This window comes from Paenibacillus sp. 32352 (assembly GCF_002042965.1).
Lineage (GTDB): Bacteria > Bacillota > Bacilli > Paenibacillales > NBRC-103111 > Paenibacillus_S > Paenibacillus_S vulneris.
The window spans coordinates 197,666-223,828 of record NZ_MZNT01000012.1; the positions used below are offsets into that span (position 1 = coordinate 197,666).

General features: G+C 45.8%; 21 protein-coding genes and 3 pseudogenes. 18 read left to right on the forward strand and 6 right to left on the reverse strand.

What is annotated here, in order from left to right:
- Positions 1-17 precede the first annotated feature (17 nt).
- A complete protein-coding gene (locus B1728_RS25730; protein ID WP_079913284.1) occupies positions 18-1,025 on the forward strand; it encodes an ABC transporter ATP-binding protein in 1,008 nt (335 codons plus the stop codon).
- A 17-nt stretch (positions 1,026-1,042) separates the two neighbouring features.
- The gene (locus B1728_RS25735; protein WP_079913285.1) at positions 1,043-2,752 is read left to right on the forward strand and encodes an ABC transporter permease; all 1,710 of its coding nucleotides are present in this window, start codon (positions 1,043-1,045) and stop codon (positions 2,750-2,752) included.
- 295 nt (positions 2,753-3,047) lie between these two features.
- On the opposite strand, the gene B1728_RS37490 is transcribed toward B1728_RS25735, so the two are convergent.
- Positions 3,048-3,272: a YczF family membrane protein gene (locus tag B1728_RS37490; RefSeq protein WP_483310995.1), complete on the reverse strand. Its 225-nt coding sequence runs from the start codon at positions 3,270-3,272 to the stop codon at positions 3,048-3,050.
- A gap of 138 nt (positions 3,273-3,410) precedes the next feature.
- On the opposite strand from B1728_RS37490, the gene B1728_RS25740 reads away from it, so the two are divergent.
- Complete coding sequence (locus B1728_RS25740; protein ID WP_079913286.1) at positions 3,411-4,532, forward strand: spore germination protein; 1,122 nt, start codon at positions 3,411-3,413, stop codon at positions 4,530-4,532.
- Positions 4,533-4,555: 23 nt separating this feature from the next.
- On the opposite strand, the gene B1728_RS25745 is transcribed toward B1728_RS25740, so the two are convergent.
- Complete coding sequence (locus B1728_RS25745; protein WP_079913287.1) at positions 4,556-5,728, reverse strand: MFS transporter; 1,173 nt, start codon at positions 5,726-5,728, stop codon at positions 4,556-4,558.
- Between the two features lie 81 nt (positions 5,729-5,809).
- Here B1728_RS25745 and yeiL point away from each other — a divergent pair, with 81 nt between their 5' ends.
- The 4 genes from yeiL (at position 5,810) to B1728_RS25765 (ending at position 11,273) form a co-directional block, all read left to right on the forward strand.
- Entirely contained in the window at positions 5,810-6,481 is a 672-nt protein-coding gene (yeiL, locus tag B1728_RS25750; protein WP_079913288.1) for a transcriptional regulator YeiL, read from the forward strand.
- Positions 6,482-6,644: 163 nt separating this feature from the next.
- On the forward strand, positions 6,645-7,232 hold the full coding sequence (locus B1728_RS25755) for a DUF4062 domain-containing protein (protein WP_079913289.1): 588 nt from the start codon (positions 6,645-6,647) through the stop codon (positions 7,230-7,232).
- A 206-nt stretch (positions 7,233-7,438) separates the two neighbouring features.
- Entirely contained in the window at positions 7,439-8,323 is an 885-nt protein-coding gene (locus B1728_RS25760; protein ID WP_079913290.1) for a hypothetical protein, read from the forward strand.
- A gap of 34 nt (positions 8,324-8,357) precedes the next feature.
- The gene (locus B1728_RS25765) at positions 8,358-11,273 is read left to right on the forward strand and encodes a DUF4241 domain-containing protein (RefSeq protein ID WP_179136204.1); all 2,916 of its coding nucleotides are present in this window, start codon (positions 8,358-8,360) and stop codon (positions 11,271-11,273) included.
- Positions 11,274-11,507: 234 nt separating this feature from the next.
- On the opposite strand, the gene B1728_RS25770 is transcribed toward B1728_RS25765, so the two are convergent.
- Positions 11,508-12,158, reverse strand: coding sequence for a nitroreductase family protein (locus B1728_RS25770; protein WP_079913292.1), 651 nt, complete (start codon positions 12,156-12,158; stop codon positions 11,508-11,510).
- Between the two features lie 111 nt (positions 12,159-12,269).
- Here B1728_RS25770 and B1728_RS25775 point away from each other — a divergent pair, with 111 nt between their 5' ends.
- Together B1728_RS25775 and B1728_RS25780 are read left to right on the forward strand one after the other, a co-directional pair.
- Positions 12,270-12,641: a MerR family transcriptional regulator gene (locus tag B1728_RS25775; RefSeq protein WP_079913293.1), complete on the forward strand. Its 372-nt coding sequence runs from the start codon at positions 12,270-12,272 to the stop codon at positions 12,639-12,641.
- A gap of 7 nt (positions 12,642-12,648) precedes the next feature.
- On the forward strand, positions 12,649-12,807 hold the full coding sequence (locus B1728_RS25780; RefSeq protein ID WP_256865515.1) for a winged helix-turn-helix transcriptional regulator: 159 nt from the start codon (positions 12,649-12,651) through the stop codon (positions 12,805-12,807).
- Between the two features lie 96 nt (positions 12,808-12,903).
- Here the strand turns inward: B1728_RS25780 and B1728_RS25785 are convergent, their stop codons facing one another.
- Positions 12,904-13,797 (reverse strand): alpha/beta hydrolase, encoded by an 894-nt coding sequence (locus tag B1728_RS25785; protein WP_079913295.1) that lies wholly within the window; start codon positions 13,795-13,797, stop codon positions 12,904-12,906.
- Between the two features lie 125 nt (positions 13,798-13,922).
- Here B1728_RS25785 and B1728_RS25790 point away from each other — a divergent pair, with 125 nt between their 5' ends.
- Entirely contained in the window at positions 13,923-14,888 is a 966-nt protein-coding gene (locus B1728_RS25790) for a helix-turn-helix transcriptional regulator (RefSeq protein ID WP_079913296.1), read from the forward strand.
- A 133-nt stretch (positions 14,889-15,021) separates the two neighbouring features.
- On the forward strand, positions 15,022-15,444 hold the full coding sequence (locus B1728_RS25795; protein ID WP_079913297.1) for a hypothetical protein: 423 nt from the start codon (positions 15,022-15,024) through the stop codon (positions 15,442-15,444).
- Positions 15,445-15,469: 25 nt separating this feature from the next.
- Here the strand turns inward: B1728_RS25795 and B1728_RS25800 are convergent.
- A pseudogene (locus B1728_RS25800) lies at positions 15,470-16,192 on the reverse strand (IS5 family transposase).
- A gap of 312 nt (positions 16,193-16,504) precedes the next feature.
- On the opposite strand from B1728_RS25800, the gene B1728_RS37380 reads away from it, so the two are divergent.
- The 3 genes and pseudogenes from B1728_RS37380 (at position 16,505) to B1728_RS25815 (ending at position 19,778) form a co-directional block, all read left to right on the forward strand.
- On the forward strand, positions 16,505-16,615 hold the full coding sequence (locus B1728_RS37380; protein WP_368665241.1) for an AraC family transcriptional regulator: 111 nt from the start codon (positions 16,505-16,507) through the stop codon (positions 16,613-16,615).
- 203 nt (positions 16,616-16,818) lie between these two features.
- A pseudogene (locus B1728_RS25810) lies at positions 16,819-17,439 on the forward strand (glycoside hydrolase family 130 protein); the annotation flags it as partial.
- Between the two features lie 383 nt (positions 17,440-17,822).
- Positions 17,823-19,778, forward strand: a complete 1,956-nt coding sequence (locus B1728_RS25815) for a carbohydrate-binding protein (protein ID WP_144028012.1) — start codon at positions 17,823-17,825, stop codon at positions 19,776-19,778.
- 164 nt (positions 19,779-19,942) lie between these two features.
- Here B1728_RS25815 and B1728_RS36960 read toward each other — a convergent pair.
- Positions 19,943-20,059, reverse strand: a pseudogene (locus B1728_RS36960) (hypothetical protein); the annotation flags it as partial.
- A 146-nt stretch (positions 20,060-20,205) separates the two neighbouring features.
- Between B1728_RS36960 and B1728_RS25825 the strand changes: the two are divergent.
- From B1728_RS25825 to B1728_RS25840, 4 genes are all read left to right on the forward strand, one after another.
- Positions 20,206-22,017: a sensor histidine kinase gene (locus tag B1728_RS25825; RefSeq protein WP_079913298.1), complete on the forward strand. Its 1,812-nt coding sequence runs from the start codon at positions 20,206-20,208 to the stop codon at positions 22,015-22,017.
- On the forward strand, positions 22,010-23,656 hold the full coding sequence (locus tag B1728_RS25830; protein WP_256865508.1) for a response regulator: 1,647 nt from the start codon (positions 22,010-22,012) through the stop codon (positions 23,654-23,656). The genes B1728_RS25825 and B1728_RS25830 overlap by 8 nt, the downstream gene beginning before the upstream one ends.
- Positions 23,657-23,822: 166 nt before the next feature.
- The gene (locus B1728_RS25835; RefSeq protein WP_079913299.1) at positions 23,823-25,187 is read left to right on the forward strand and encodes an ABC transporter substrate-binding protein; all 1,365 of its coding nucleotides are present in this window, start codon (positions 23,823-23,825) and stop codon (positions 25,185-25,187) included.
- Between the two features lie 67 nt (positions 25,188-25,254).
- Complete coding sequence (locus B1728_RS25840; protein ID WP_079913300.1) at positions 25,255-26,157, forward strand: carbohydrate ABC transporter permease; 903 nt, start codon at positions 25,255-25,257, stop codon at positions 26,155-26,157.
- Positions 26,158-26,163: the final 6 nt, after the last annotated feature.

Below are 26,163 nucleotides of genomic sequence, written 5' to 3' on the forward strand. Positions count from 1 at the left end.
AAGGATCAGGGATAACGATGATAACCTTTCGCGATATACAAATTAAATTCGGACAATTTCATGCGATTAAAAACCTGAATCTCCATATCAACGAAGGCGAATTCTTTACGTTTCTCGGGCCGTCCGGCTGTGGGAAAACGACGATTCTGCGGAGCCTGGTCGGCTTTATCAAGCCGACCAGCGGACAGATTATGCTGGCTGAAGCGGATATTACCCACGTGCCTATCGAGAAAAGAGGCATCAGCATGGTGTTCCAAAGCTACGCCTTGTTCCCGACGATGAATGTGTATGAGAATATCGCTTTCGGGATGCGCGTCAAGAAGGCTTCCAGGGAAGAGGTTGACCGGGAGGTCAGAGATATCGCCCGGAAGGTGGATCTGAAGGAGGAACAGCTGTTCAAGAAAGTATCTGAGCTGTCCGGCGGGCAGCAGCAGCGGGTCGCGATAGCGAGGGCGCTGGTCCTGAAGCCGCGCATTTTGGCGCTCGATGAACCCTTGTCCAACCTGGACGCCAAGCTAAGAGTGCAGCTCCGCAACGAGCTGAAGTTTTTGCAGAAGAAATTCGGCATTACGACGATCTATGTCACCCACGACCAAGAGGAAGCGTTAACCTTATCCGACCGGATTGCCGTCTTCAACAGCGGAGTCGTGGAGCAGGTGGGTACCCCTCAGGAGGTATATAATCAATCGCAGACGGAATTCGTTTGCAACTTCATCGGGGATATCAACAAAATCGATCCTCGCATTATAGAGAATAGCAGGTTGAAAGAGCATGTCGGCGCCGGTAAAGTAGCGTATATCCGCAATGAGAAGGTCAGCTTGCTGCCACTTCCGGGCGAGGATGTCGTGACACTCGAGGGAACGATTGCAGAGCAAGAATTTTATGGACTGTACAGCAAATATTTGATTGAGGTGTCCGGCGGGGGCGTGCTGAAGACGATTGAGAAAGAATGCGGCCTCACGAGCCACAAGGTCGGCGATAGCGTCCGGCTGCACATCCTGGCCGGAGACATTTTACAGTACTAGGGAAGGAGGAAGCGGGTTTGAACACAGAAAGATTAAGAAAAACGTTATCATCCTTCAACCCGGCCGCAATTATTTTCTACGGGCTGATTGCCTGGTTCGTCATAGCATTTCTGATCTATCCCAATATCAATATTTATTACGAAATCTTCTTCAAAGGCGGCAAGCTTTCGTTCGGAGCAGCCGAGAAGCTTCTATCGTCCGAACGCGCTATGCGAAGCTTGTACAACAGCTTTATTCTAGCGGTGTCCCTGGTTTTTACGGTCAATGTCGTCGGCGTTACGCTGGTTTTGATTTCCGAATATTTTGATATTAAAGGCGCGAAGGTGTTAAGGCTCGGGTACTATACAACCTTGATCTACAGCGGCGTGGTACTCGTGTCGGGATATAAGTTTGTATATGGCGAGAACGGCTTTATGACCAAGCTTTTGGCCGGGATTTTTCCTTCCTTTGATACGACGTGGTTTCATGGATATTGGGCGGTGCTGTTCGTGATGACCTTTGCGTGTACGTCCAACCACGTTCTCTTTTTGAGCAATGCCATCCGTAAAATCGATTTTCAAACCGTCGAGGCGGCCAAAAACATGGGAGCGTCTACCTTCTATATTTTGCGGCGGGTAGTGCTTCCGGTTCTCAAGCCCACGATGTTTGCGCTCACGATTCTGATCTTTCTGACGGGTCTGGCCGCCACATCCGCTCCTCTGATCCTCGGCGGGGTGGAATTCCAGACGATCACGCCTATGATCCTGACGTTCGCAAACAGCACGTCCTCCAAGGATTTGGCAGCGCTGCTGGCGCTCATTCTGGGCCTAGCTACGCTGGTCCTGCTCACGCTGATGATCCGTTTCGAGAGAAAGGGCAACTTCATGTCCGTCTCCAAAGTAAAGTCAGAGCTTGTCAAACAGAAGATCGACAACAAGCTCGCGAATATAGCCGTACATGTTCTGGCGTATTTCTTATTTCTCATTTATATGATCCCGGTAGTGCTGATTGTCGTGTTCTCCTTCACGGATGCGCACAGCATCTCCACATCAACGCTCGATATCCGCGGATTTTCCTTGAACAATTACATGCAGGTGTTCTCCAGTATGTCCGCGTTCAAGCCTTATCTCGTGAGTATCGTCTATGCGGCGGCCGCATCCGCTGCCGTGGTCGTTTTGGCTTTGATGGCATCGCGAATTCTGCATAAATTCCAGAACAAGTGGACGCTAGCTCTGGAATACTCGCTGCTCATCCCGTGGATGCTGCCTTCGACTCTCATTGCCATCGGCCTTATCGTCACGTTCAACACGCCGAGATGGATCATCGGCAATTCGGTTCTGGTCGGTACGGTCTGGATGCTATTCATAGCCTATGTCATCGTGCACATTCCGTTCACGCTGCGCATGGTAAAGGCGTCCTTCTTCAGTCTGGACAGCAGCCTGGAGGATGCGGCGAAGAATCTGGGAGCGAAGTCCTTCTATACGTTCCGAAAGGTTCTGCTGCCGATTATTTTGCCATCCACACTGGCGGTATTGGCCCTTAACTTCAACGGCATTCTGGCGGATTATGACCTCACCGTATTCCTGTATCATCCGCTCTACCAGCCACTCGGCATCGTAATCAAAAACAGCACCGACGCTCAGGCACTGGCTGATACCAAGGCGTTAACTCTGGTCTATTCCGTCATCCTGATGATCATGTCAACCATCACGTTATATTTCGTTTATGGAAGAAAAAGTAAATCCTAGCAACACACATAGAAACCTGCCGCAATCCCATCATGGGGGGTGCCGGCAGGTTTTTTTAGATGGAAAGACATTTGTTGCCGGACCGGATTTCGGGCTCACAAAGCAGGATATTTTGAACGTGCGCTCCGTCAGTGTGATAGGTATGATGCTGTCCCCGCTGTCCGGACGGTTGCCCGGCTGCTTCGCTATTCCATTTATTCGCCGATAACACAATTTAAAGAAACGGCCATCCCGCAAAGGATGACCCTAATATTTGCCGTTTCTATTACATGTGCTCGCGGTATCTCTTGCGGGTTTATTTTTGTTTCCTAATAAGAGGAGCAATGGATGGAAACAGCATGATGCATAACAAGACAATTAAAGCGACATATTCCGAATCTGTCATAATTTGAAAAGGACTAATTGAATTTCTTATGGATACGGAAAGCTGAAGCCCCATGAGTAAATCGACTATGACAACAAAGCACATATTGATTATTAAAAACAAGATAAAGTAACCAATAGTTCCTATGCAAATCACACCTGTCCATTAAAATTTCTGTATACAGAATCACGTTTAGTATTGGAAAATGGGTGCGCTCCAATACATTTCTGGAAAGGTATAGAAACAAATTCAAATGTGAATAAATACTTGTATTAAGAACGGAGGGATTTCATTATGGTTGATTGGAGGCGGTTTCGTAAACATAAAACTATAGAAGTGCAAAACCATAATGAAGAAATGCTTGGTTATATAAATGAAAGCACTTTATATGTTAGTTTAGAACATAACCTTCAACAAATAATGCAGGAGTTTGGAAATAGTCCCGATGTAAAAATTCGGGAGTTTGCGATTGGAAATCCAGGAGTTCGAGCAGCCGCAGTTTTTATCGACAATTTAACCGATAAAACGATAGTCGATGATTTTATCATGCGTTCCTTGATGATTGACACCGCCAAAGAGGCTATCAAAGATACGGCATCGGGTAAGAATGTCTTTGAGTTCATAAAAAATCATGCTTTTGTTCTGGGAGAAGTCCAAGTTGTTAAAAATTGGAAAGGATTCATGTTGTCCTTATTATCCGGTAATACGCTTATCTTGATTAACGGCACGAATGAAGCGATCAGCGGCGATACGAGAGGCGGGAAATTGAGAGACCCATCGGAACCGACTTCACAGGTAGTCATTCGTGGGCCTAAGGATGGTTTTACTGAAAATTTAGTCACTAATGTGTCTCTTATACGTCGTCGTATTAAAAGCCCCCATCTATGGCTTGAGTCTAAAAGCATCGGCAGTGTCACACAAACAACGGTAGCGATCATGTATATCCAAGGAATCGCCAACGATCAACTTGTCCAAGAAGTCAGACAAAGGTTGAATGGCATCCGGATTGACGGTATTTTGGAATCCGGTTATATCGAAGAATTAATTCAGGATCAACCGTTCAGTCCATTCCCGACCATTTACAGCACCGAACGGCCGGATGCTGTGGCCGCGAATCTGTTGGAAGGCCGAATAGCTGTATTGGTAGACGGAACTCCGTTTGTCCTTGTTTTACCGAGCTATGCTGCAATGATCATCGCTGCAGATTTATTCCAACTGATGAAACCGCAAAAGTTGGCATTGCCCATAGGAATAACCATACTTTTATCGTCGATGATGACGGCAGGCAGCTGGACGGAATTTGAACAAGAAGGGAAACAAGTTATTATAGGGGTGTTCTTGCCTCTTCTAAGTATTATCATACCTGTCTTGCTACTTGTGGTCCATCTTATTCGTAAGCGATTCGGTCTGTATTAAGATAGTAAACGCGTCCTTCTTGATCACATATAACTTAAAGCTTTCTTTCTAAGTTCCAGTTTTCGATATCCAAGCGCAAGCACCATGGAGGGTATAGTACAAACAATCATTCCGATAAAGGCATACCTAGGCTCGATTTCGTATAAATAGCCGCCGAAAATTGTGAATATGGCAGTACTCCAGCTAAGTGCAAGCGCTGAATACATGCCTTGAGCTTTCGGAATCTGCGCGGGTGGAATCTGTTTGATCAAATATTTCATAAATGCATAATGCGCCATTGCAAATGAGCATGCATGCAAGGTTTGTGCAATACAGAATACGATCACATTAGGAAAAGAAAATACCAGTAACCATCGTATGGATGAACCTAGCGCCGCAAGTGCCAACAAGGAGCCAACCGAAAACCGCTGAAAGCGTTTGTCAGCCACGGAGAAGAAAATGATCTCTGCGATTACGGCAATATTAAGAATTAGTCCAATCAAGTACTTTGGTGCATGGATTTCCTGTAAAAAGATATAGCCGTAGCTGTAATAGGAGGCGTGTGCCGCTTGTAATAAAATTACGATAACAAGCACTAACCCGAAGTGTTTTATGCGGAACAAGCTCATCATTCCGTGTTTTTTATTTTGATCCATGTTCGTAATTTCCGATAAAACGACGGGGGAATGCAGGAAACCTAGTAATAGGAATATCAGCGCCCCAACTAACAGGGACCATAAGATGACTTCATCACCCATTGCCCCTGTAAACAAAGTTAAGATCATGCCAGCCACAACAAATCCGATCGAACCAAAGGAGCGGCTCTTGCCGTAATCCCATAATTGTTTATTTTGCACAAGTGTGCTAGCAGCACTATCTAAAGCTGGCATTAATGCTGGATAAAAGAAATGTAGAAGCAGGGTAGCCAAAAGTAAGCCGGTAAAGGAGGTTGCAGGGATATAACTCAAAAGGCTGATGATTGTACCAATGGCCATTGTATTTACTAATGTTTTACTACTGAATTTTTCCGAGAAATAGGGAAATACGGCCATCGTAGAGAGACCTCTAGCACCCAATCCCAAGCTCATAATCAAACTAGCCTGTGAAACGGTAATCCCTTTTGTATGAATCATCCATCCGGTCCAATACGGCAGAAAAATACCCCATGTCATAAAAAAACTAAAAAACTGACTACTCATCCAACGTTGTGTGTTCATTTGTTCTCACCCCATTGGTTGCATAATATCATGGTGATTCTTACATTAATATGAGATATCTCATGTTCCAAAAGGTGATATATGGAGATTTATAAAAATGGAAAAAGACAGAGCTATCTGAAAGAACACTCCATCGCACATTTATTTTCATTTCCGGTCGAAGAGTTTTTACAAATCCACGAATATCAGCGTGATGAATGGATTATTCAAGAAGGGATGCGCCCGGATTTTCTATTTTATATTATGGAGGGAAAAGCAAAAATCTATGTGACACATCAAAATGGGAAAGTTTCCTTAATTAATTTTATCAGCGCAAATGACTACATAGGGGAAATGGAATTATTACATGATGTGTACTATACAAAAGGGATTCAAGCCTCAACCAAGACCATTTGTTTTGCACTTCCTATTCATCGCTATCGCGCACAATTGCTGGAAGATTCAAAATTTCTACGTGAATTAACCAGGTTTCTAAGTGCAAAGGCAACACTTATGGCGGCAAAGTACTCTCAAAGTCTTGCTTTCCCGCTTGAAAACCGGCTTGCGGATTTTATTTTGGAAACTGCAGATGAAGGGGTTTATAAGGAGAAACATGTTACCGTTTGTGATTATTTAGGCACATCCTATCGGCACTTATTGCATGTATTAACACAATTTTGCGATAAAGGGTATTTGCAAAAGAAAGGACGGAACTATCAAATTAAACAGTACCATTCCCTATATGAGCTTGCTAAGGTATTGAAGCATAAGTAGTCATACAATTTGGTACCTTCGGAAAGAAGTTGGGAGACAAAATAGATTAATTCTGTTGGGTATTTTTAAAAATGTGATTCGCGGTAAGGTTCCGCTGTTCTGTTGACATATAAAGTTAAAAAGTGGTACGATTTTTCATAAATTCATTATATATAGGTGGCTTATGAGAAAAAAATTGCAAGTCTACATTTGTTCTACTTATTACGATTTGATTGAGGAAAGACATGCCGCTGTTGAAGCTGTACTTAATAACGGTCACATCCCTGTTGGAATCGAGCAATTTTTCAATGAACGACAACTAAAAACGATAAAGAGATCCATTGATGAATCTGATGTATTTGTCCTCATTCTCGGAGGATTTTACGGTTTATTGCTTCGTGACGAATCAAAGAGTTATACACAGTGGGAATATGATTATGCCGGAGAAATCGGCAAACCAAGATTTGCTATTGTTGTTACGGATGAAGCCTTAAGACAGAAGCCATATGACTTTACAGAAATAGAACACTATCAGAGGTTCCAAGAGTTTAAGCAAACTGTATTTGAAGAAACACCTACATATTATGCTGAAAATGAATTGCACGTTAAATATGTTATTCAAGAAAAAATGAAGGAGTTTGCGGGAAGGGACGATTTGTCCGGGTGGTATTCCGGCAAGGATATCCCGGACGTGAAACAGTTAATGGAAGAGAATGCACGTTTGTTGAAAGAGAACGCAAAGTTACGCGCAGAGTTAGGGAAAAATGATTAAGCGAATACGTCCTTTCAAGCACGGGCTAACACTCATTTTATGGCGTCAGCCCGCTTTTTTATGTTTCAGAAAGATGCTGCTGTGCGCTGTCCGGCTGTCACGTTGCAACCATAGCAGAGATTTCGATAACATTCATATGCCAACATGATAAAATAGTTTTATTCTGACTTTATCAGACTAATAGAAAGGACTGAAGTTTGGTGGGTATGCATGAAATAGAAGGCGCTGTCGATGGCGCTGTTCTTGTATTGGATGAAAGTCCCCTTGGCGAAGGATTGGATCTGCGCTCTTTTTACCACTCCCTGGCATGTTTTGTAAATAGATGGGACGCTTCGTTCCAGCATTTTCACGTTCTCAAGCCTTTGTTGAAACATAGGTATACCTATGCGTTTCCGGTAACGGAGCACCCTGAGTATGAGCGGCATAAGGCATACTTCGACGGGTTGAGCAAGCAGAAATATCTGCTGCTTCATCCTGACCGCGAGTGGGACGAGGAGACTAACCCCGATGCAGGCATCTACTGCCATCCGATGGAAGCTTGGGGTGAGAGCTATTTGGACCAAATACCGGATCATTTGCGAAATGTCGGCATGATGTATTTTGATGCGGGCAGCGAGCTGTGGCAGCTGTTTGTGGACGCGGGCAAATTGAACGGCAAAGATGCGGAAACGCCTCGGGACATTCCTTTGGAGGAGATCATCAGCACGACGCTGACAGAAGCGCGCAAACAAAGTCATACGATTCTGATCAGCATCTGGTATCCGCTAATGGCAGCCTATGCCATCTTGAATGCGATGGATACGGCTTGGCAAGCCGAGCGCACGGAGAGCGGCTTGCCGCAGGACGGATACAGCGCCCAAGCGGTAATGGCAAATCCGCATTTTCAAGCGATTCGGAACGTAGTGATTGAAACCCGCGCATACGAATACAACAACGATTACGGTCTTACCCGATTGCCGTCCGAGAAGGAGTTTGAAACAGGATTCGAAGTGCTAGGCGGTGGTTTATCGGAGCAGGGCTGGGGGCAGTTTCTCGACTGGTGGTATGCGCCACTAAAGAACATGTATGCGGAAAAACGGAATCAGGTATAGCCATACACACGTAACAGCATGGAGGTATCGGAAAGTGAATAATCGACATCAAATCGTTCCGCTGCTTCAGGTGAAGGATAAGCTGCCAAGCGATAGTTTGGGTTATTATGCCTGGATCGAGCGGAGGCCGGAAAGACAGGAACAAGAGCTTGTCGCCTACTTCTCCGGGGATACCACACTGGAGAGCTTGGATCTGGATGCGCCACTGGGCAACGAACAGATAAGTATAATCCTGGTTGACGGCAATCTGACAGTAAACAATTACATTTATAACGAAAACACGGACGGCGCTGCGGGACTGATCGTGATCGGGCATCTATCCGCTAAAAATATGCTGGTGGGCGGCCAGCAAATCTATGTGAGCGGCAGTCTGACGGTACAGGAACTGTTCTGGGGCGATTACAACCACGGGCAACTTGTCGTAAAAGGAGACGTAAATGCGACGGTCTTTGCCGAAACGGAAGAGTATCACGTGGAAATTGCAGGATCGCTGAATAGCAGGCAGCACCTTAAGCAATATGATGAGCAATGGTACTTGCCGGGTTTAGACATCGTGGCGCTGGGGAAATGGCTCGTCGAGGAGCTGTATGCCGCGGATGAAGAAGAATGTTGGCTAACCCGGGGAAGCGATGTGCTGCAGCTTTTGAAGGCCGGGAAGTCGCTGTTGAAGGTAAAAAGCGAGGATTCATTGCTTCAGCCTGAGGATGATTTGCAGAAGCTGCGAGCAACGGTCACGGTTCAAGCCATCGAAGAGATTTTGGCTTTGCCGCTTGTGCAGGAGAAATACAACGATTATTACGATATGGATAAGGGCGGCTACTGGTACTTGAACCTGTTTCTCGGATTTCGTCTGCCGAAGCCTGGCTTATCCGCGCGCGTTGTGATCGGGGAAGAGATCGTTAATGAAGACGGCGAGGACGATCTTTTCTTTTTCCATTACGATATTGCGGTTGATGAACAGGGAGACAAAACGGTCGCCCTGTATTATCAGGAAGGTAACGGGTATGAAAAAGAGTTAAAGCCGCTGCCGCCCGACGACACGAATATGCTGAAGAAAGCTCTTCGCCATTTCAAGCGCCTTGTCGCAAAGGTCCGGGTCGACAACAAACAATATGTGAAAGAGAAAGACCGTCAAATAGCTGAGAGCGATGCCTTTAAGATACAAAAGGAGCAATTTATGAAGGAGCTTGCGGAGCAGGAGGATCTTGTCGATCGGACATGCACGCTGCTTGGGCATACGTTTCGCGTCATCACAGTCAAACAGGCGGATCGTATTTTGAATGCGATCGTTCATCCCGCGCACAATACTCCGCTGTACGATATCTTTGGCAGCGCCTTGCTGCATCTTAACGATAAGCAACCGGTTTATTATTTGCTTTCGGAAGAAAACGCGCATCTGCAGCGGCTGGATATGAAGCAGCTGGCGGAGGAGGCGGAGCGGCTCCATTTATCAATTGCAGGTTACATATTTGCCGCGAATGTAGTGGTAGACACCTATATTACAGCATATGATATCGATCATTCACCGCCAATGGTCGTGTTCGGCGATCTGACCGCAAAGCACATCGCATTGTTTGGCGCCTCTTTCTATGTAAGCGGGAACGTGAGCTGCGAATGCTTGTATGGCTATTACAACCATGGTCAATTGATCGTAGCCGGCCGCCTGGAAGCCGATGCGGTCATTGCCAAAGATTTCGTTATGCATATCGGGACAATCGGCAGCAATGTGCTCATATCTCACAACGATATCTATGGCATCGACAAACTGGAAAATGAGAGCGGCTCGATGATCGAGCGATGGACGCTGTACCCTTCGACACATCGCGCCAAGGATGTTTTGTATGACATTTTGATTGATTACGATGCCTCGCCGGAAGGCCTTTGGCCGGATCGAAGCAAGCTCCTTGCCAGCTTTGAGGAAGGGTTGCCGGTGATCAACGAGGAGAAGCTGACGCAAACTTATGCGTCTTTTGCCGAAGAGCTCCCCGCCGCATTTTCCGAAATTTTTCACAGAATGAGTCCGGATAGCACGGATGTATACAGAATCAAAGCTAACGATGCCGGGAGCTGCTTTTTCTACCAAAATCATAAGCAGGATTGGCAGCAGGTAGGATTTATCGACGGCGTGCAATTTTATATTTTAAGGGTCACTCGGTATATGAATGACGAAGAATGGCAAATGTCGTACGATGTCTACAATGATAATTGGGAGTTGCAGTGCCAGTTTCAAACCGCTCCAGAGGATCGCTACACATCGACGCTGGCTGTGAAAAAAAGGTTACGCGATGCGCTGCAGGCGCTGCGCGGCCAACGAATGCCGGGAGCGAAGCTGCTGGACATACTCAGAGCAGGGGAAAATCACCCCGATGTGAGGCAAATCGTTCGTTTGCCCGATTTATACGTGCCTACCGGCAGCATTGTCGCCACCGATCCGCTCGCAAACATGGAAAGGCCGGCATTTTCGCGCCGTACGCCTGTCGGAATGTTTCCGGTCAACTTGTATATAGAGCAGCAATACGGTTGGATTTGCTGCGCCGAAATCCGCTTTTCCGACGATGAGATCGCGGCTTGGGAAATGGCGGTGCTGCCCGGGCAGAAGCTTGAAGAATTAATGGCCGGGGAAATATACGGCTATCCGGTCGATGCGGGACTCGGCTGCTTTATGGATGAGGAAAGCGCGCAACGGTTCAGGGAACACCAACAGCAACTGACGGAGCAGCTAGGCGAAGCATACGACAATTATTATGACGATTATCTAAGCGAGCTTCTGGAAGGGGACGATGCGGTCAGTTCGGATTACTGTAACGCGGTTCCTTATCCGGGACAACCGCATAATGCTGCCGTATTCAGATCCGGATGGGGCGACGGGTTCTACGCCTCCTACTTCGCCTTGAACGAAAAAGGAGAAGTTGTGCGGCTCATCACCGATTTCGCATGCTTAGGGGAATGATTTTTCCACATAATCCAATAGAAAAGCTTGAGCATTCAGGCTTTTATTTTTTTATGTAGGGAAGGTTGTGTAACAAAAAAATGCACAAGATTCTCTGGTAGAGATTTAACTTTCATCTGCTTCATATTCTGTTACAAAGTTAAGAGAAGGCACAAATATAAAGGATTACCCTATGTTTAATAACATAGGGTAATCATGTGTGTCACAGCTGGTGGATGAGCAGCTTATGTTCGATTATGCCCAAGTCGTAGTGGTTTCAACGGGAAGGCGGTAAGAAGGATGACCTTCTTTGGCTGCTTTTCCGATTGAGATCAACATGACCGGTTTGAACCTGTCTTTATTAAGACCAAAGACTTCAGCAATCCGTTCCTTATCATATCCTGCCATTGGGTTAGTATCATATCCATGGGCTCGTGCAACAAGCATGAGCTGCATGGATACAATACCCGAATCTATCAAGTTCATGTCTCGCAGGTCGGATTCAGATAGGTTGGCATAGTAGGATTTCGCTTGTTGTACCTGCATGTCCATAATGTCCTGCGGCATGTATCCATGTTCTACAGCTTTGCCAAATATCTCGTCAATATATTCCATGTTATTAGCATCGTAAAATACCGCGATGACAGCGGAGGAAGTCAGAACTTGCGTCTGATTGAAGGATGCTAGCGGGGCAAGTTTTTCTTTGCCTTCTGGGCTGTCGATAACAAGGAAACGCCAGGGCTGCATATTAATAGCAGAAGGCGCGCGGGAAGCTTCCGTTAAAATTTCGGTCATTTCCTCCCGGCTAATTTTCACTTCTGAATCGTAGACTTTCACCGAACGGCGCTCCAAGACAATTTCATTGAAATTGTTAGTTTTGTGGAATTTGCCAGTGATTGTGTTCATGTAGTGTTCTCTCCTTCATCTATACTAGTTGTGAGATTCCGGTCCCTTAACCTCACTATTAGAATTGTAAACTATGAAGTATACTTTATAGCAAGAGAAGGCATTGAGGTGATGAATATGAAGATTAGTGAAGTTGCAAAAATGGTTAACCTTCCAATATCAACTATCCGTTACTATGAGAAAATAGGGATTATCACCAATGATTATATTAGGAGAGAACAGAATAACTACCGGGACTATGATTCAGAAATTATTGCTTATTTAGAAGTCGTAAAAAAATGTTTATCCATGGGATTTTCCATTAACGAAATAAAAGCCATGATCGCGAGAAATGGAATGTCCAAAGATGTTCAAACACATATCATTAAGGAGAAAATATCTGAAATCGAGAAGGCTCAAAAAAAGTTAGAGGAATCAAAAAGAAACCTCTACGATGTACTTGAATTGGATATTACATGTGAAGATGGGTTTGGAAAATATTAATTCAAATATGCAAGAGGATGGATTAATTAATCGTAAAGTTTATCCCGCATTACCTCCGATTGTTGAGTATTCAGTAGCATCAAAAGGGGAGCCATTGATTCCAATCTTTGATCTAATGGAGAAATTCGGAAAGAAGCTTGGAGACAAAATAGTAGGAGCTCAATAAAAAGGACGCTCCCGCGCCTTCGCTTGGGCTACGTCCTCCTCATTATATTTCATTTCCAATTATCGTGAACAGATAACAAGAAAAAGCCACCGATTTTTATTTGATGTGCTGTGTAATAAAGAGCGCGGCGCGATCCAGGGCTTGATCAGCTTCATCAAGAATACCGGCGAACGCCTGAAAAACGTGCGGGACGTCGGCGGTAACGTCAAGGATTACATCCACGCCAGCTGCCCGTGCACGGTCGGCTAACTGCGTGGAGTCGTCAAGGAGGACCTCGTTGGTTCCGACTTGTAGCAGGAGCGGTGGGAATCCGGTAAGATCGGCAAACCTCGCGGGGCTTACGAGTTCATGGTTCGGATCCTGTCCAGCGAGGTACATCGCATCCGTAAATTCAAAGCTCTCACGAGTGAAGAACGGATCGAGCCCAATTTTGCTATCCATACTAGCCCCAGAGTGCGTTTTATCTAAACCCGCCGAGAACGCCACTACCGCTGCCGGCATCGGCAGTCCTGCGTTCCGTGCCGTCAAGCATGTCGATACAGCAATACCGCCGCCGGCGGAGTCGCCGGCAAACGCGATAGACGCCGCATCAACTCCACTCTCCAGAAGCTCACGGTAGGCCGCAAGCGCGTCGTCAAGGGCAGCAGGAAACGGATGTTCCGGAGCCAGACGGTAATCGAGTGAGATAGACCGGATGCCGGTCCTGCTGACTAGATTCGCGGTAAGGGACATCGCAGTGTAGGGAGAACCCATACTATACGATCCGCCATGAAAATAAAGGATTATTCCCGGGAGGGCATCCTTTACAGGGTCGACGATGACACCGGGTCTATTACCCAGGGTCGTTGGCTTGTTCAGAACATCCGCAGGTACTTTCATAGTCGCCATCATGGCAGCGAAGCCTGCACGCATCTCCTCAATAGTTTGTGGCTTGACGGGTCGGGGACGCCGCAGCATAGTATCCACGATCCGACGTTGTTCTTTTGTCATAGATATACCTCTTTTCCGTAGTGTTTGTCCAGAAATTCTGCTAGCCACTGTTCCGGCTTATTCATAGTGTATAATACAAATGCGACAAAACTTGTCACTGTTTTTGGGGGGGAGGGGTAAATTCAATGGGAAAGTCGAGACGCCTGATTGAATTGATGATGGCGGTAAATCGGAAACGGAAATTCACCGTCAAAGAGCTTGCTGAAGAGTTTGGTGTATCTACCCGGACCATGCTGCGCTATTTGCAGGAGCTGAGTGGAATGGGAGTGCCTTTATACTCTCAAGTAGGTGCAGGAGGGGGATACCAGGTTCTTACGGAGCGAAGTCATCCACCTATTTCAATTACGGAAAATGAGGCATTCTCACTCTTTTTTGCTTCCCATGCTCTTCGACACTTCAGTTCGCTGCCCTTCGAGGCATCTGCAGAATCCGCACTTCGTAAATTTTACAGGCATTTATCGGAGGATGTGAAAAGCCAGATAGATGAGATGCGGCACCGAGTTGACTTCTTTACGCATACACGCCAAGAACGCTCCGAATACCTTGAAATATTGCTCCAAGCATCCATCAGAAGGCTGCCCGTAACAATCCATTATGGAATTCGTACGTATGAGGCCAATCAAAGAACAATTCAGCCGATCGGTATATATGCCTATGAGGGATATTGGTTTTGCCCAGCTTACTGCTATCTGCGAAAAGCCTTCCGGTTGTTCCGGGTTGATCGGATACGTTCGGCCGCTTTGGCGGACGCCGAGACGATAACGCCTCCAGTGGATATTTCAAAGGTGGACTTAACGAACTGGGGATTTCATTTTTACAGCGAACAAGAAAGCGTTGAGGTCAAAGTAAAATTGACGGTAAAAGGAATTGAGTTATTCCGGGATAAGAGTTGGATTTTCCCTTGGGGAGAAGTTCATGTTTCCGATAACGGTACAGGCTTACTAAAAGCGGCTATTTTATCTTCAGAGATACCATTCTTTTCCGATTATTTTTTTGCGTTCGGTACAGAAGCGGTCGTGCTTCAACCGGAAGAACTAAGAGAAGCTGTCAAAAGAAAGTTGATCCGCACTCTCGAAGAGTACAATACCTGAAACTCCTAGTCTCAACGGGGAGGATAATGGAAATGTCTGGTGAATAGATTAGGGGATGAAAAAGTAAAAATATATATTTTGTGATATGCCAGCAAGTTTAATTTGCAATGGCGTATAAATCGGAGGTTAGATTATGCAAAGTAGATTAGAACAAGACATTATTTCAACGGCAGAAAGCTTCAAAAATAACTTCTCCGATAAAGGAAATTTTGATTTTAGTGTACAAAGTTTACGTGAAGTAGACGATATCCTTGAAGAATTATGTGAGTATGAATTAGATAATGATACTTTGGATTCTGTTTCTTCTATGGTTGGAAGTTACATTTTCGAAGTGGCAAGAAGGAACTACGGCGGGAAGTATTATTGGGTACAAGAAAGAGAGCAGCCCGTTTTAGTTACTGGTGAGCCTGAATTTTCAATTTCAATATTTGCATTCGATAAAGTTAGAGGCAGAATTCAGAATGGCAAAGAAGATGAGATCCCTTATTACTTTGATGGCTATATCCAGTCAGTTGAAAAAGGTAAGCAAACAGGATACTGTGCAACAATTGTTTAAAGTCTAGGTCGTGTCTGAAAACTCTTCATTGAGTCAATTTGAAAATGGCAGCTACGTACACAAGAGCCAGGAATGACTTGGCCAACTTGTCGTAACGAGTAGCCACACGGCGAAAGTGTTTGATTTTATTGAAAAAGCACTCCACTAAGTGGCGTTCTTAGTAGCGGTACCAATCGACTTTCCATGGGTTTTGACTATTCGTTTTAGGCGGGATGGTGTAGGATGCCTGCTTAGCTGTAATCCAATTCCAATATCGCTTCTGAGCCATAAGCTTTGTCGCCAAGAATATGACTTCCTGTAATATCAAGCTTCTGAAGTAAATCGATCGCTGGAACGGAATCGTAGACTTGACCACCCGTCAGAAGAAAAGCAAGGGGGGTTCCTAATCCATCGACGACGGCGTGAAGTTTGGTTGTCTTTCCGCCACGATTGACCGCCGATGTGCTGATTCACTTCGTGTCCTGGGGCGTTTTTTTAGCACCAGCACTATGTTGATGGGCTTGACCGATGTAGAATCAATGCTCAAGTTTTCAAAGTCAGGTTCGACCTGAAGAGTTTGGAAGATCGCGACAAGCAGTCCGGTATCTCGCCACTTGCAGAAGCGACTGTAGACCGTTTTCCATGAACCATAGCGTCACTCCGGTAGATCGCGCCAGGCAGCACCACTTCGAGCGATCCATAGAAAAGCGTTAAACATGGTTCTTTCACTTAATTTTGTCGGACGTCCTGTTTTGTAGGGTGGAAACATGCCCTTAATTTGTTCCTACTGTTCATCGCTTATTTCGTACCGTCTTTGAATCATGCTTGACGCCCCATTCGTTCTCTCTAATCTTACCATGTTATTTAGTTTTCAGACACATCCTAGATATTATAAGAACCATTTTCGCTATAGCACTCGGCTTAATGACTTTCTATTACATCCTAAATCGAAACTATACATTCTTCCAATATATCATTTTAGATTACCCAAAAATGACGTCTGATGATTTAAATCAATTTATGCAACTCCTGGTACAGTCTTTGACCTTCCCTGCAGGATATCCGGGACCTGCCGTCCGAGATTGCCCAGGATCTCGGGTATGAGCACAGGCGCTATTTCAGCGAGGTGTTCAAGAAATATACCGGCATGACCCCGTCCGACTTCAAACTGCATTATCTTGGAAAAGAATAAGAATGCGCAGGGGAGGCATGTCCGCAGGGCGGAGGTGGCCTCCCTTCTCTGTATAAAGCTGCTGCAGAAATCTGCCCTTAATGTGGGCTTACCCGCCTTATCCGGATGCGCCAATCCGTCTATAATCAGGTTGTAAGCGAATACAGAAGGGATATATAAGGGTGACTACCAATGATGAAACGTATGCTAATAACATCTCTGAGGTTACCGATGATCTGGAACACTTCGAGGTGCTCAGCCTGTCTACACCGGACCTGCGCAATATTGTACTGTTTCCCGAGTTGATCGGCGGCAAGTATGTCCGGCTTTAGCGTCCCTTCACGGTATACAGCCGCGGCGGCCGGGACCGCTTCGATGCCTGGATCTCCGAGTCGCCGGACCTGAAGCATTGGGGCAACTCCAGCCTACTGCTCGCCGTCGAGCAGGTGCCGTTTGCCAATGACAAGATTGGCCAGGCCGCACCTCCGGTCCGGGCGGATAATGGCTGGCTGACCACCTTCCATGCGGTGGATGTGGACCCGGCCAGTGGCAAGCAAGGTTGGGAGGACACCTGGAAGAAGCGCTATACCGCCGGAATTATGCTGCTGGATCTGGAGGACCCCCGCAAGGTGATCGGCATGAGCAGGCAGCCGCTGCTGGCACCGGAGACAGACTATGAGATTGGCGGGGGCTTCCGCAATCATGTGATTTTTCCGGGAGGGATAATTCTGGAGGATGACGGCGAGGTCAAGATCTATTACGGCTCTGCGGATACGGTGGAATGTCTGGCAACGGCCCATGTGGACGATCTGCTCCGGCTCTGTCTGGAGCCGGAGCATAGATAAGATTGGAAGCAGGCTGAGGGCGGAAATGCGGAGTAACAGTGGGGCCATGTACCATGATTGGAGCGGCTTGCGCGGAGATTGTGCATGAAGTGCAACAATGCTAAATCAATAGCAGCAACCGTGGGGAGATTGTGCATAAAATGCAACAATACAGCTCAGTAGTAGCGACCAACGCAGAAATCCTGCACAAGGTGTAACAAAACCGGGGCCGTATTTTAAAAGGAAACTTTGCTGATGCAGAAAAGGTTAGTATTACTCTGCCACTTCCGAAGCTGAGCAGGAATATATTTACTTTATGAAAAGAGTAAAGAGCATCGCTGGTGAAATCATCATTCATTGATGATAGAGTGTTTTCTAAAAAAATATGAAAGAGGTGTTTATTTATGTTAAAGCGGTTAAAGTTTTTAAGCTTAATTATTTGTATGGTGGCCAGTCTTGTAACTGTCGTTCCTTTGACAGCAAGCGCGGCTACAGTTGTAAGCTATCCATTACCGTCGATCTATACCACGACCAGTCAATACACGGTAACAGCAGACTCTACGAATATACCGGTAATTGACACTTCGGAGGTATTTGTAAACTATAATTATTGTAATTTCTCTTTTTCAGGTACTACTACAATCACAATTACAGCAAGCGAGCCAATCAATACATATAATATTTCTCCCAAAGCTTTGGGAATCACTGCAACAAAGAGCGGAAATACACTTACATTTACACTTTCATCACCAAGATATCTTATAGTTAAAATCAATAACCTGAAAGATCTGGTTATTGCGGCAGATGCTCTTGAAACCAATGTTCCGGCTTCATCCGGTACAGGCATATACAATGTTAAAACTCAATACGGTGCCGACAGTACCGGGTTCGCTATGGCTACAACTGCAATACAGAACGCCATCAATGCGGCTAACGCAGCAGGTGGCGGTATAGTATACGTTCCAGCCGGAGTTTATAAGTGCGGAAACCTTGTTTTAAAAAGCAATGTTTCGGTTTATCTGGAGGGTGGTTCTGTTATAAGGGGTTCAGGAAATCCAAGCGATTACACTACCCATTTTCATAAGAATTCTCTGAAAAAGGATGGAACATGGTTTATCTATACCGAAACAAATGCAAACAATATTAAGATATACGGCAGGGGGACTATTGACGGCAATGGCCATTATATGAGAAATACAAACAATTATTTGAACAATATTCTTGTACCCTTGCAGTGCAGCAACTTCACGGTTGACGGCATAACCATAAGAGACAGCGGTGGCTGGGCTACAATCGTTACAAGATCTAATAACGTAACATTCCAGAATACAAAGCACTTCAACAACAATGAACTTGATTATGAAAATGATGCAATAGACATTCAAGAGAGCCAGAATGTACTCATAAAGCACACTGTAGCAGTATCAGAGGATGACACCTACTCATTTAAGACTTGGGATGTAGCAACTACGGATATAGCTGCAAACTGGCCGGGAAGTCCTGAAAACCAGTCAAATGTAGTTGTGGATGATGCTTTCGCTTGGAGCAGATGTGGAGCATTCAAGGTTGGAGATGGAGTAAAACAGCTTCAGGATGGCATCGTTGTTAAAAACTCTTATGTATACCGGTGCTGGCGCGCTTTAGCGGTAGGTCATCTTTATGGAACTCCAGCAGCACAAAACATCATATTTGACAATATAGATGTTGAAGGCTTCTGGCCAAGATCCGGTGTTCACTCCAGATGGTTTGATCTTTCTGCAAAAACCGGTCCGATAAAAAATGTGGTCTATAATAATATCAATTTACGCGCTTTAGGTGAAGTTTCAATAATGAAGGGTTGGAGTGACACATCTACTGTCTCCGGAGTTACATTAAACAATGTTCGCGTCGGTGGAGTTGCGGCAACTACATTGGCAGAATTGAAAATAACAGATACTAACAGCTATGCTGCAGCTCCAAAATTCAACACATTGAAATTTGAAGCGGAAGGCTATAACCTTAGTTCAGGTGTTTTATCCTATGAGGCAAGCACTGATGGTGGGCTGGATGTTGGTGGAGGGAGTAATGGCGACTATATAGCATTTAAAAATGTAGACTTTGGTAGTACAGCTAAAACAAGTATTGATTTGAAGGTTGCATCCGCTAATTCCGGCGGAAGGATAGAATTCCACTTGGACAGTCCTACAGGCACTATGCTGGGTTATTGGACAGCAGAAAGCACAGGCGGATGGCAGACATGGTCGGTCAAGAATATCCCGCTTAATACCGGGACAGCTGTAGGAACCCATACTGTATATGTTACTTTTGTTAAGTCAGATTCAACCACAGTTGCAAATTTAACTTGGTTCCAGTTCAAATAGAATGGAAACTGTTTGATGTAATTGCAGTAAGATGGATAAAGGGGGGATCAAATGATATGCCTCTTCATTCTGCTAAAGTTTTTTCTACGACTGATCAACTAACACAAAAAAACAGCAAGTCTCCTAAGTGAAGTGAAATAGGGACTTGCTGTTTGAGGTTTCAATTATTTCTTAAAGCTATGAATTGGAGCTGGGATTCGTCCGCCACGATTAACGAAGTTCGCGCAGTTAAAGCCGTTTACTGCTATAACTGGTGCATATCCGAGCAGGCCGCCAAATTCGCAGTTTAAGCTAGCTTGATGTTTGGATAACATGGTATCCTTAATCCAAGTCTGGGACAAGTACAGCAGCCAAGGAGAGCATCGTTATATATTCGACCGATTGCCGGAAAAACCTTGGACCCTTGAGGAAAGGACGGAGGAGAAACATGAGCGCGCGGAGAGGGAGAGTCATTCGAAAGAAGTTTTACGATCTGTTTTACGGGATATCTTTCAAACAAAGAATTCGCTCCTCATTCATCCTGTTAATCATATTGGCCATTAGCGTTGTAGGAACCAGCTCTTATTGGATTGCATCCAAGGAGCTGCAAAAGAACGCTTTCACCTCGAGCCAGGAGGCAGTGGACAAGACGACGCAAATTTTGGACGATAAGCTGAATAGCATCTCAATTTCTCTCCGTTCGTTGATGTTAAGCGACGCATTCCGGCAAATGATGCTCGACGTTCAGAGCAACAACATATCGAATTATTATGTTCATTTGTCCGGATTCCAGTATGTTTTCTCTCAATTGAGTTATAATGATCCTCTGATCGAGAGCATTCTTATAGCTACCCCGATCGGTGATTTTTACCCGACGGCGCAGCGAAGGTCACAGTCCCTATCATTCTACGAGTCAAATTTGTATTATGAGATTAAAGACAAACCGGATGGTTTGTGGGTCAAGGGACATACGGATATATTTTTTACTGGAGAAAAGCGTGTATTGTCCTTCGTCACCAAAGGAACACAGGATAATGTGACGAGCACTAATGTATTTATCGTCGTCAATATAAATGAAAACAGTTTGATCGGGGTTATCAATAAGCACTCATCCCAAAATGACAGTAACTACTTTATGGTCGATTCTAAAGGCGAGGATGTCATCCGCACCACCTGGTCTACACAACATAATCTGATGAAGGATGAGCTTTTTCTGCGTAATGTGTCCTCGAATACCCGCGGGTCCTTTTTTCATAGCTTTGATAAAACGGATTACTTGGTAAATTATACACGCTCTGGCGTTGTGAAAGATTGGCTTTTGTTCGGTATGCAGCCCAAAGACAAGCTGCTGGAGCAGATGAATCTTGTGCAGCGTACAACGATTTTCATCATGATCGTCTTTTTATTGGTGGCGTGGTTGTTCTCGAACAAATTGACGGCACTGTTGCTCAACCCCCTGTTCAAGCTGCAACGACTGATGCGGGAAGTGGAGGATACCCGGCTTTCCGTCCGGTTCGAGAGCCGCTACCGCGACGAGGTGGCCCAGGTCGGCTTTCAATTCAACCGGATGCTGGATGAGATCAATCGTCTGATAGATGATGTTAAGTCGAGTGAGGCTGGCAAGCGAAAAGCGGAGCTACGCTCGCTCACAGCGCAAATGGAGCCTCATTTTTTGTACAACACCTTGAACACGATATATTGCAAATCGGTTATGGGCGAGAATAACGATGTCAATGAGATGATTCTTGCATTGAGCCAGATGTTCCAATTGGGGCTCAGCGGAGGCCGTGATTGGAATACGCTAGAGGATGAGCTGTCCCATGCACAGCAGTACTGTGCTATTCAGCAAAAATGCTACGAGGGTTTATTCGAGTACGTTATCAACATAAGCGATGAGCAGCTGTTAACCTGCTATGTACCGAAGATATTGCTCCAGCCGATCATCGAGAACAGCATTCAGCATGGCTTCAGCAACCGCCGGTCCGGGGGAATCATTCGCGTATCGGTAAGTAGAGAACATAATATGCTGCATCTGGTGATCGAAGATAACGGCACCGGCATGGAAATGGACAAGGTCATGCAGGCGATGATTCATCAAGTTAGCTCGAAGAAAGGATATGCAATTTATAATATATTAAACCGGCTCCAGCTCTATTATGGCGAGAAAGCAAGCATGGAGCTGTTCAGCAGCTTGGGAAGTGGAGCCAGAACCGATCTCTGGATTCCCATTAGGAAAAGGGAGGGAGAGTATTATGAATGAGAGTCCGGTCGTAAAATTATGTGTCATCGATGACATCCGCAGCGTCGTTGACATGATTGCCCGCAAGCCATCGTGGCATGAGCATCGTGTCGAGGTTGTCGGCACTGCTTTAGATGGCGAAGAGGGACTCAGACTCGTTAGAGAGTTGAAGCCCGATATTGTCCTAACTGATATTCGAATGCCAAGAATGGATGGACTTGCTATGACGGAGGCGATTCTTGAAGTGTCGCCGCATATCAAAATCGTGATTTTAAGCGCATATACTGACTTCTCCTATACGCAGCAGGCGATTCGACTGGGGGCATTTGACTTTATCAAAAAGCCGTTCTCGATCGATGAGATTGTGAAGGTTGTTCTCAAAGCGAAGAAAGCCTATGAGGAGGAGATGAGGGAACATTCTGAGAGGCTAGAACTCGAGAAGAGTGCGCGTACGAGTATGCCTATGCTGCAGCGGGAATATGTATCGCTTCTCGTGCATCATCCGGCAAGTGAAGAGCGGGCATTGAAGGAATGGGAGCAGCTCAAGATCGAATTGGAGCCGCGTCACTTCAACATTTTCATCGTTGAGCTCGACCATTTCCCGGACAAGTATGGCAGCCAACCTGCACGGGAGATTGAATTAATTCAATTTGCTGTGCGGAATATACTGGAGGAGACGATAGCTGCTTGGACACGTGGCATGGTGTTTCGTGAAGGTGTGAGCCGGTTCATATGCATCGTTAACTGCATAGACAATATCACAGCACAGCAAATTTCGGAAGCGTGCCGTGCGAATATTTCCCAGTTTGCGAAATCTACCGTCTCTGTCGGCGTAGGTCTGTGCGTCGATACCATTTCGGAACTACCTCATTCCTATACCCAGGCGTTAAGCGCGCTATCGTACCACTTCTACACGGAAGGTGACGGCGTCAACAGCTATTCTCCTTCGGCGGGACGGAGTAATAGCCTGCCAACGTATTCGATTTCAACAGAGCAGGAATTTTTGTTCGCTTTGCGTTCTGGAAATAAGGACAACTGCCTGCATATTCTGGAGCGGATTTTTAACAAATGGATAAGCAGTGATCCTCTACCCAAACCGCAATATGTCGAGAATCTATGCATGGAGCTTTCGAATAAAATAAATCGGTTGATGCTCGAATATTTTCCGCCAGAGAGGGTTTTCACACTGGAGCGCCAATACGGTTCGGTGAACCTCCGGGGGTACAGCACCTTTCAGGAAATGCGGGAGCGCATAAGGAATCACTGCACGGAAGCCTGCGGCTGGATGGAAGAGGAACGTTCGGATGAATCCGTCAAGTTGATTTATCAGGCAAAAGACTACATCTGTGCGAATTTGCAATTGAATTTGTCTTTAGAGCATTGTGCCAAGCAGGTAAATCTAAGCCCGGGCTATTTTTCCAACCTGTTCAAAAAAGTGCTCGGCATCTCCTATCAACAGTTCGTTACCCAACAAAAAATGGAGAAAGCCAAGTCCATGCTCATTGACGGTTACCAGGTACAAGAAATCGCACTGACACTGGGCTATGAGCATAGAAGGTATTTCAGCGAAATCTTCAAGAAATATACCAGCATGACGCCTTCCGAGTTCAAGGCCTACAGCATGGGGAAGAGCGCTTCTTCACAGGATAACAAGTCCTAACCCGTCACATCTTTACGCCCTCGTTTCCTAGGAACCGGGGGTGTTTTTATATAACGGCTAAAAAAACCTGCCCTTAATGTGGGGATTACCGCATTATGTAATAATGCTTTCAGGTTTAAAATAAGGACATAGAGATTCACGAATTGAAAAGGGGAGGCAATGAGATATGAAAACACGTATAGTTCCGGCGTTGCTTGGATTGGCTATGGCAGGCAGCTTGGTGGCCTGCAGCAGCGATAACGGGCCAAAAGAAGGACAAGGGAATAAACCCATAGCGAAAACGAAGATTACTTACTGGACGGGTGACCGCCACGACTCTGATTTTATTAAAGAAATGGTTGATAAGTTCAATACGACAAATCAGGACAACATTGAAGTCGAACTGGTGGTCAAGGGCGACGATTTCGACCAGGCGCTCGATCTATCGTTCCAAACCGCGGAACCGCCTGATATTATACGAGTCAAAGAAAATACGATTCAAACGTTTTATAAAAAAGGCTTCCTAGCGCCAATCGATGAATTCATGACTGACGACTTGAAAGCCAAATTCCCGGAGATGAAAGATCTGAACAGCTTTGACGGAAAAAGATACAGCCTTCCGAATTACGGCACGACGATGCGCCTCATCTACAACAAGGAGCTTTTCGCTAAAGCGGGTATTACAAACCCACCGACAACATTGGCGGAGCTGGTCGAGGATGCAAAGAAACTTACCGAAGCTGGCAAAGCCATTGGAGCTTACGGATTCGCACAAAATTTCAAGAATCCAGGCAGCGCGCTCGGCCGTTCCTCCCGCGTCATAGCTGAGGTCAGCGGCTACGGAGGGTTCGGATATGACTTCAAGACTGCCCGCTACGACTTTAGCGGCATGAAGCCGATCATCCAGGCGTTCAAACAAATTAAAGACGATGGCAGCATGCTGCCCGGTGTGGAATCTCTTGATATCGATCCGCTGCGTGCGCAGTTCGCCCAAGGTAAAATCGGGATGTATCTCTCATTCTCAGCCGAAGCGGGTGTATATCAATCGCAGTTCCCGGCCAAAATCGATTGGGCGGCGGCACCGGTTCCATCAATCAATGGAAGCTTCAACGGAGCCTCGGGTTTCCTGGGCGGCCAATGGCTTGCACTCAGCTCAAAAACGGCTAATAAAGAAGCAGCCTGGAAATTTATGAAGTACATGTACAACGATTCTTTGCTGCAACAGTACCAGGAAAAAGGATTCGGCATTGCGATGGTGCCATCGATAAGCGCGGTAGCGGCCAAGCCTCAAGTGAAGGGCATCGAAGGGTTCCTGCCTAACAAATATGATGGTGTCTGGCCAGTCTATCCTGTCGTGCCAGTACAAGGAACAAAATCCGATGATGCCTTCTTCAAGTACATTCTAAGCGGAGGCGACTTGGAATCCATCATAACTGATTTGAATACGCGCTATAATGCTGCGCTGGATACGGCTATCGCCAAAGGCGACGTCAAGGTGCAGCCTATGCCGGATTTCAAACCTTCAGACTTAGCTGGGAAATTTGTCAAATAACATTTCTATGAGGATGGGGATGACCGACGCCCCATCCTTATGTATACAAATAAGGAGTTGAGATGGATTGAATAAAGCCAAACATGCCGCTTTTGCCTACAGTTACTTGCTTCCCAGCTTTATTCTAACCGCTGTTCTAGGGATCTACCCGATCTTATGGGCCATGAGGTATATGTTTTACGATTATAAAGGGTACGGTCAGGAACGGTTTATTGGATTGGATAATTTTGTCCGGGTAATGAAGGACCATGATTTCTGGGATTCCGTCGTAAATACATTCGTTTATGCCGGTGGGAAGCTGGCCATTTCGATTCCGCTGTCACTACTTTTAGCCGTAATACTTAACCGGGGGATTTGGGGCAGGAACCTGATGCGGGCGATATTTTTTATGCCGACGATCATAAGCACGGCCGTCATGGCCGTTGTCTTTTTTACAATATTCAATTCGTATAACGGCATCCTGAATCAATTTCTGATGAAATACAAGGTTATTCATCAAGCTTTCGATTGGCTCGGTGTGGATCATTCCATGCTGACCGTGATCATTGTAGCTGTCTGGGGGGCTGTCGGCAACTACATGCTGCTTTTTCTTGCGGGTCTCCAGAACATCCCGGAGGACGTCTATGAGAGTTCCTCTCTCGACGGAGCGAATAAGCTGCAACAGTTCTGGTATATTACGATACCGATGCTGGGTCCGGTGCTGCAAATGATTATCATGCTTGCAATTATCAACGCACTCAAAGGGTATGAAAGCATTATGGTTATGACCGATGGAGGTCCGATCGGTAAGACAACGGTTATGTTTCTCTATGTATACAAGCTTTTTTTTCCTACTGCAGGCACCGGAGCGGCTACGCAGGTACAGGAAATCGGGTATGGCAGCGCCGTTGCCTTCGTCACCGCGATTATTGTGGGGCTGATCACGTTACTGTATTTCTTTGGTTCAAAACGGCTGAACCGCAACGATTGAGGAGGA

Coding starts and splice junctions, on each gene's coding strand:
- B1728_RS25815 (WP_144028012.1), top strand. CDS start 17,823: ATGTTAAAGCGGTTAAAGTTTTTAAGCTTAATTATTTGTATGGTGGCC.
- B1728_RS25740 (WP_079913286.1), top strand. CDS start 3,411: ATGGTTGATTGGAGGCGGTTTCGTAAACATAAAACTATAGAAGTGCAA.
- B1728_RS25790 (WP_079913296.1), top strand. CDS start 13,923: ATGGGAAAGTCGAGACGCCTGATTGAATTGATGATGGCGGTAAATCGG.
- B1728_RS25730 (WP_079913284.1), top strand. CDS start 18: ATGATAACCTTTCGCGATATACAAATTAAATTCGGACAATTTCATGCG.
- B1728_RS25775 (WP_079913293.1), top strand. CDS start 12,270: ATGAATATGAAGATTAGTGAAGTTGCAAAAATGGTTAACCTTCCAATA.
- B1728_RS25745 (WP_079913287.1), bottom strand. CDS start 5,728: ATGAACACACAACGTTGGATGAGTAGTCAGTTTTTTAGTTTTTTTATG.
- B1728_RS25825 (WP_079913298.1), top strand. CDS start 20,206: ATGAGCGCGCGGAGAGGGAGAGTCATTCGAAAGAAGTTTTACGATCTG.
- yeiL (WP_079913288.1), top strand. CDS start 5,810: ATGGAGATTTATAAAAATGGAAAAAGACAGAGCTATCTGAAAGAACAC.
- B1728_RS25780 (WP_256865515.1), top strand. CDS start 12,649: ATGCAAGAGGATGGATTAATTAATCGTAAAGTTTATCCCGCATTACCT.
- B1728_RS25770 (WP_079913292.1), bottom strand. CDS start 12,158: ATGAACACAATCACTGGCAAATTCCACAAAACTAACAATTTCAATGAA.
- B1728_RS25755 (WP_079913289.1), top strand. CDS start 6,645: ATGAGAAAAAAATTGCAAGTCTACATTTGTTCTACTTATTACGATTTG.
- B1728_RS25835 (WP_079913299.1), top strand. CDS start 23,823: ATGAAAACACGTATAGTTCCGGCGTTGCTTGGATTGGCTATGGCAGGC.
- B1728_RS25785 (WP_079913295.1), bottom strand. CDS start 13,797: ATGACAAAAGAACAACGTCGGATCGTGGATACTATGCTGCGGCGTCCC.
- B1728_RS25795 (WP_079913297.1), top strand. CDS start 15,022: ATGCAAAGTAGATTAGAACAAGACATTATTTCAACGGCAGAAAGCTTC.
- B1728_RS25830 (WP_256865508.1), top strand. CDS start 22,010: ATGAATGAGAGTCCGGTCGTAAAATTATGTGTCATCGATGACATCCGC.
- B1728_RS25760 (WP_079913290.1), top strand. CDS start 7,439: ATGCATGAAATAGAAGGCGCTGTCGATGGCGCTGTTCTTGTATTGGAT.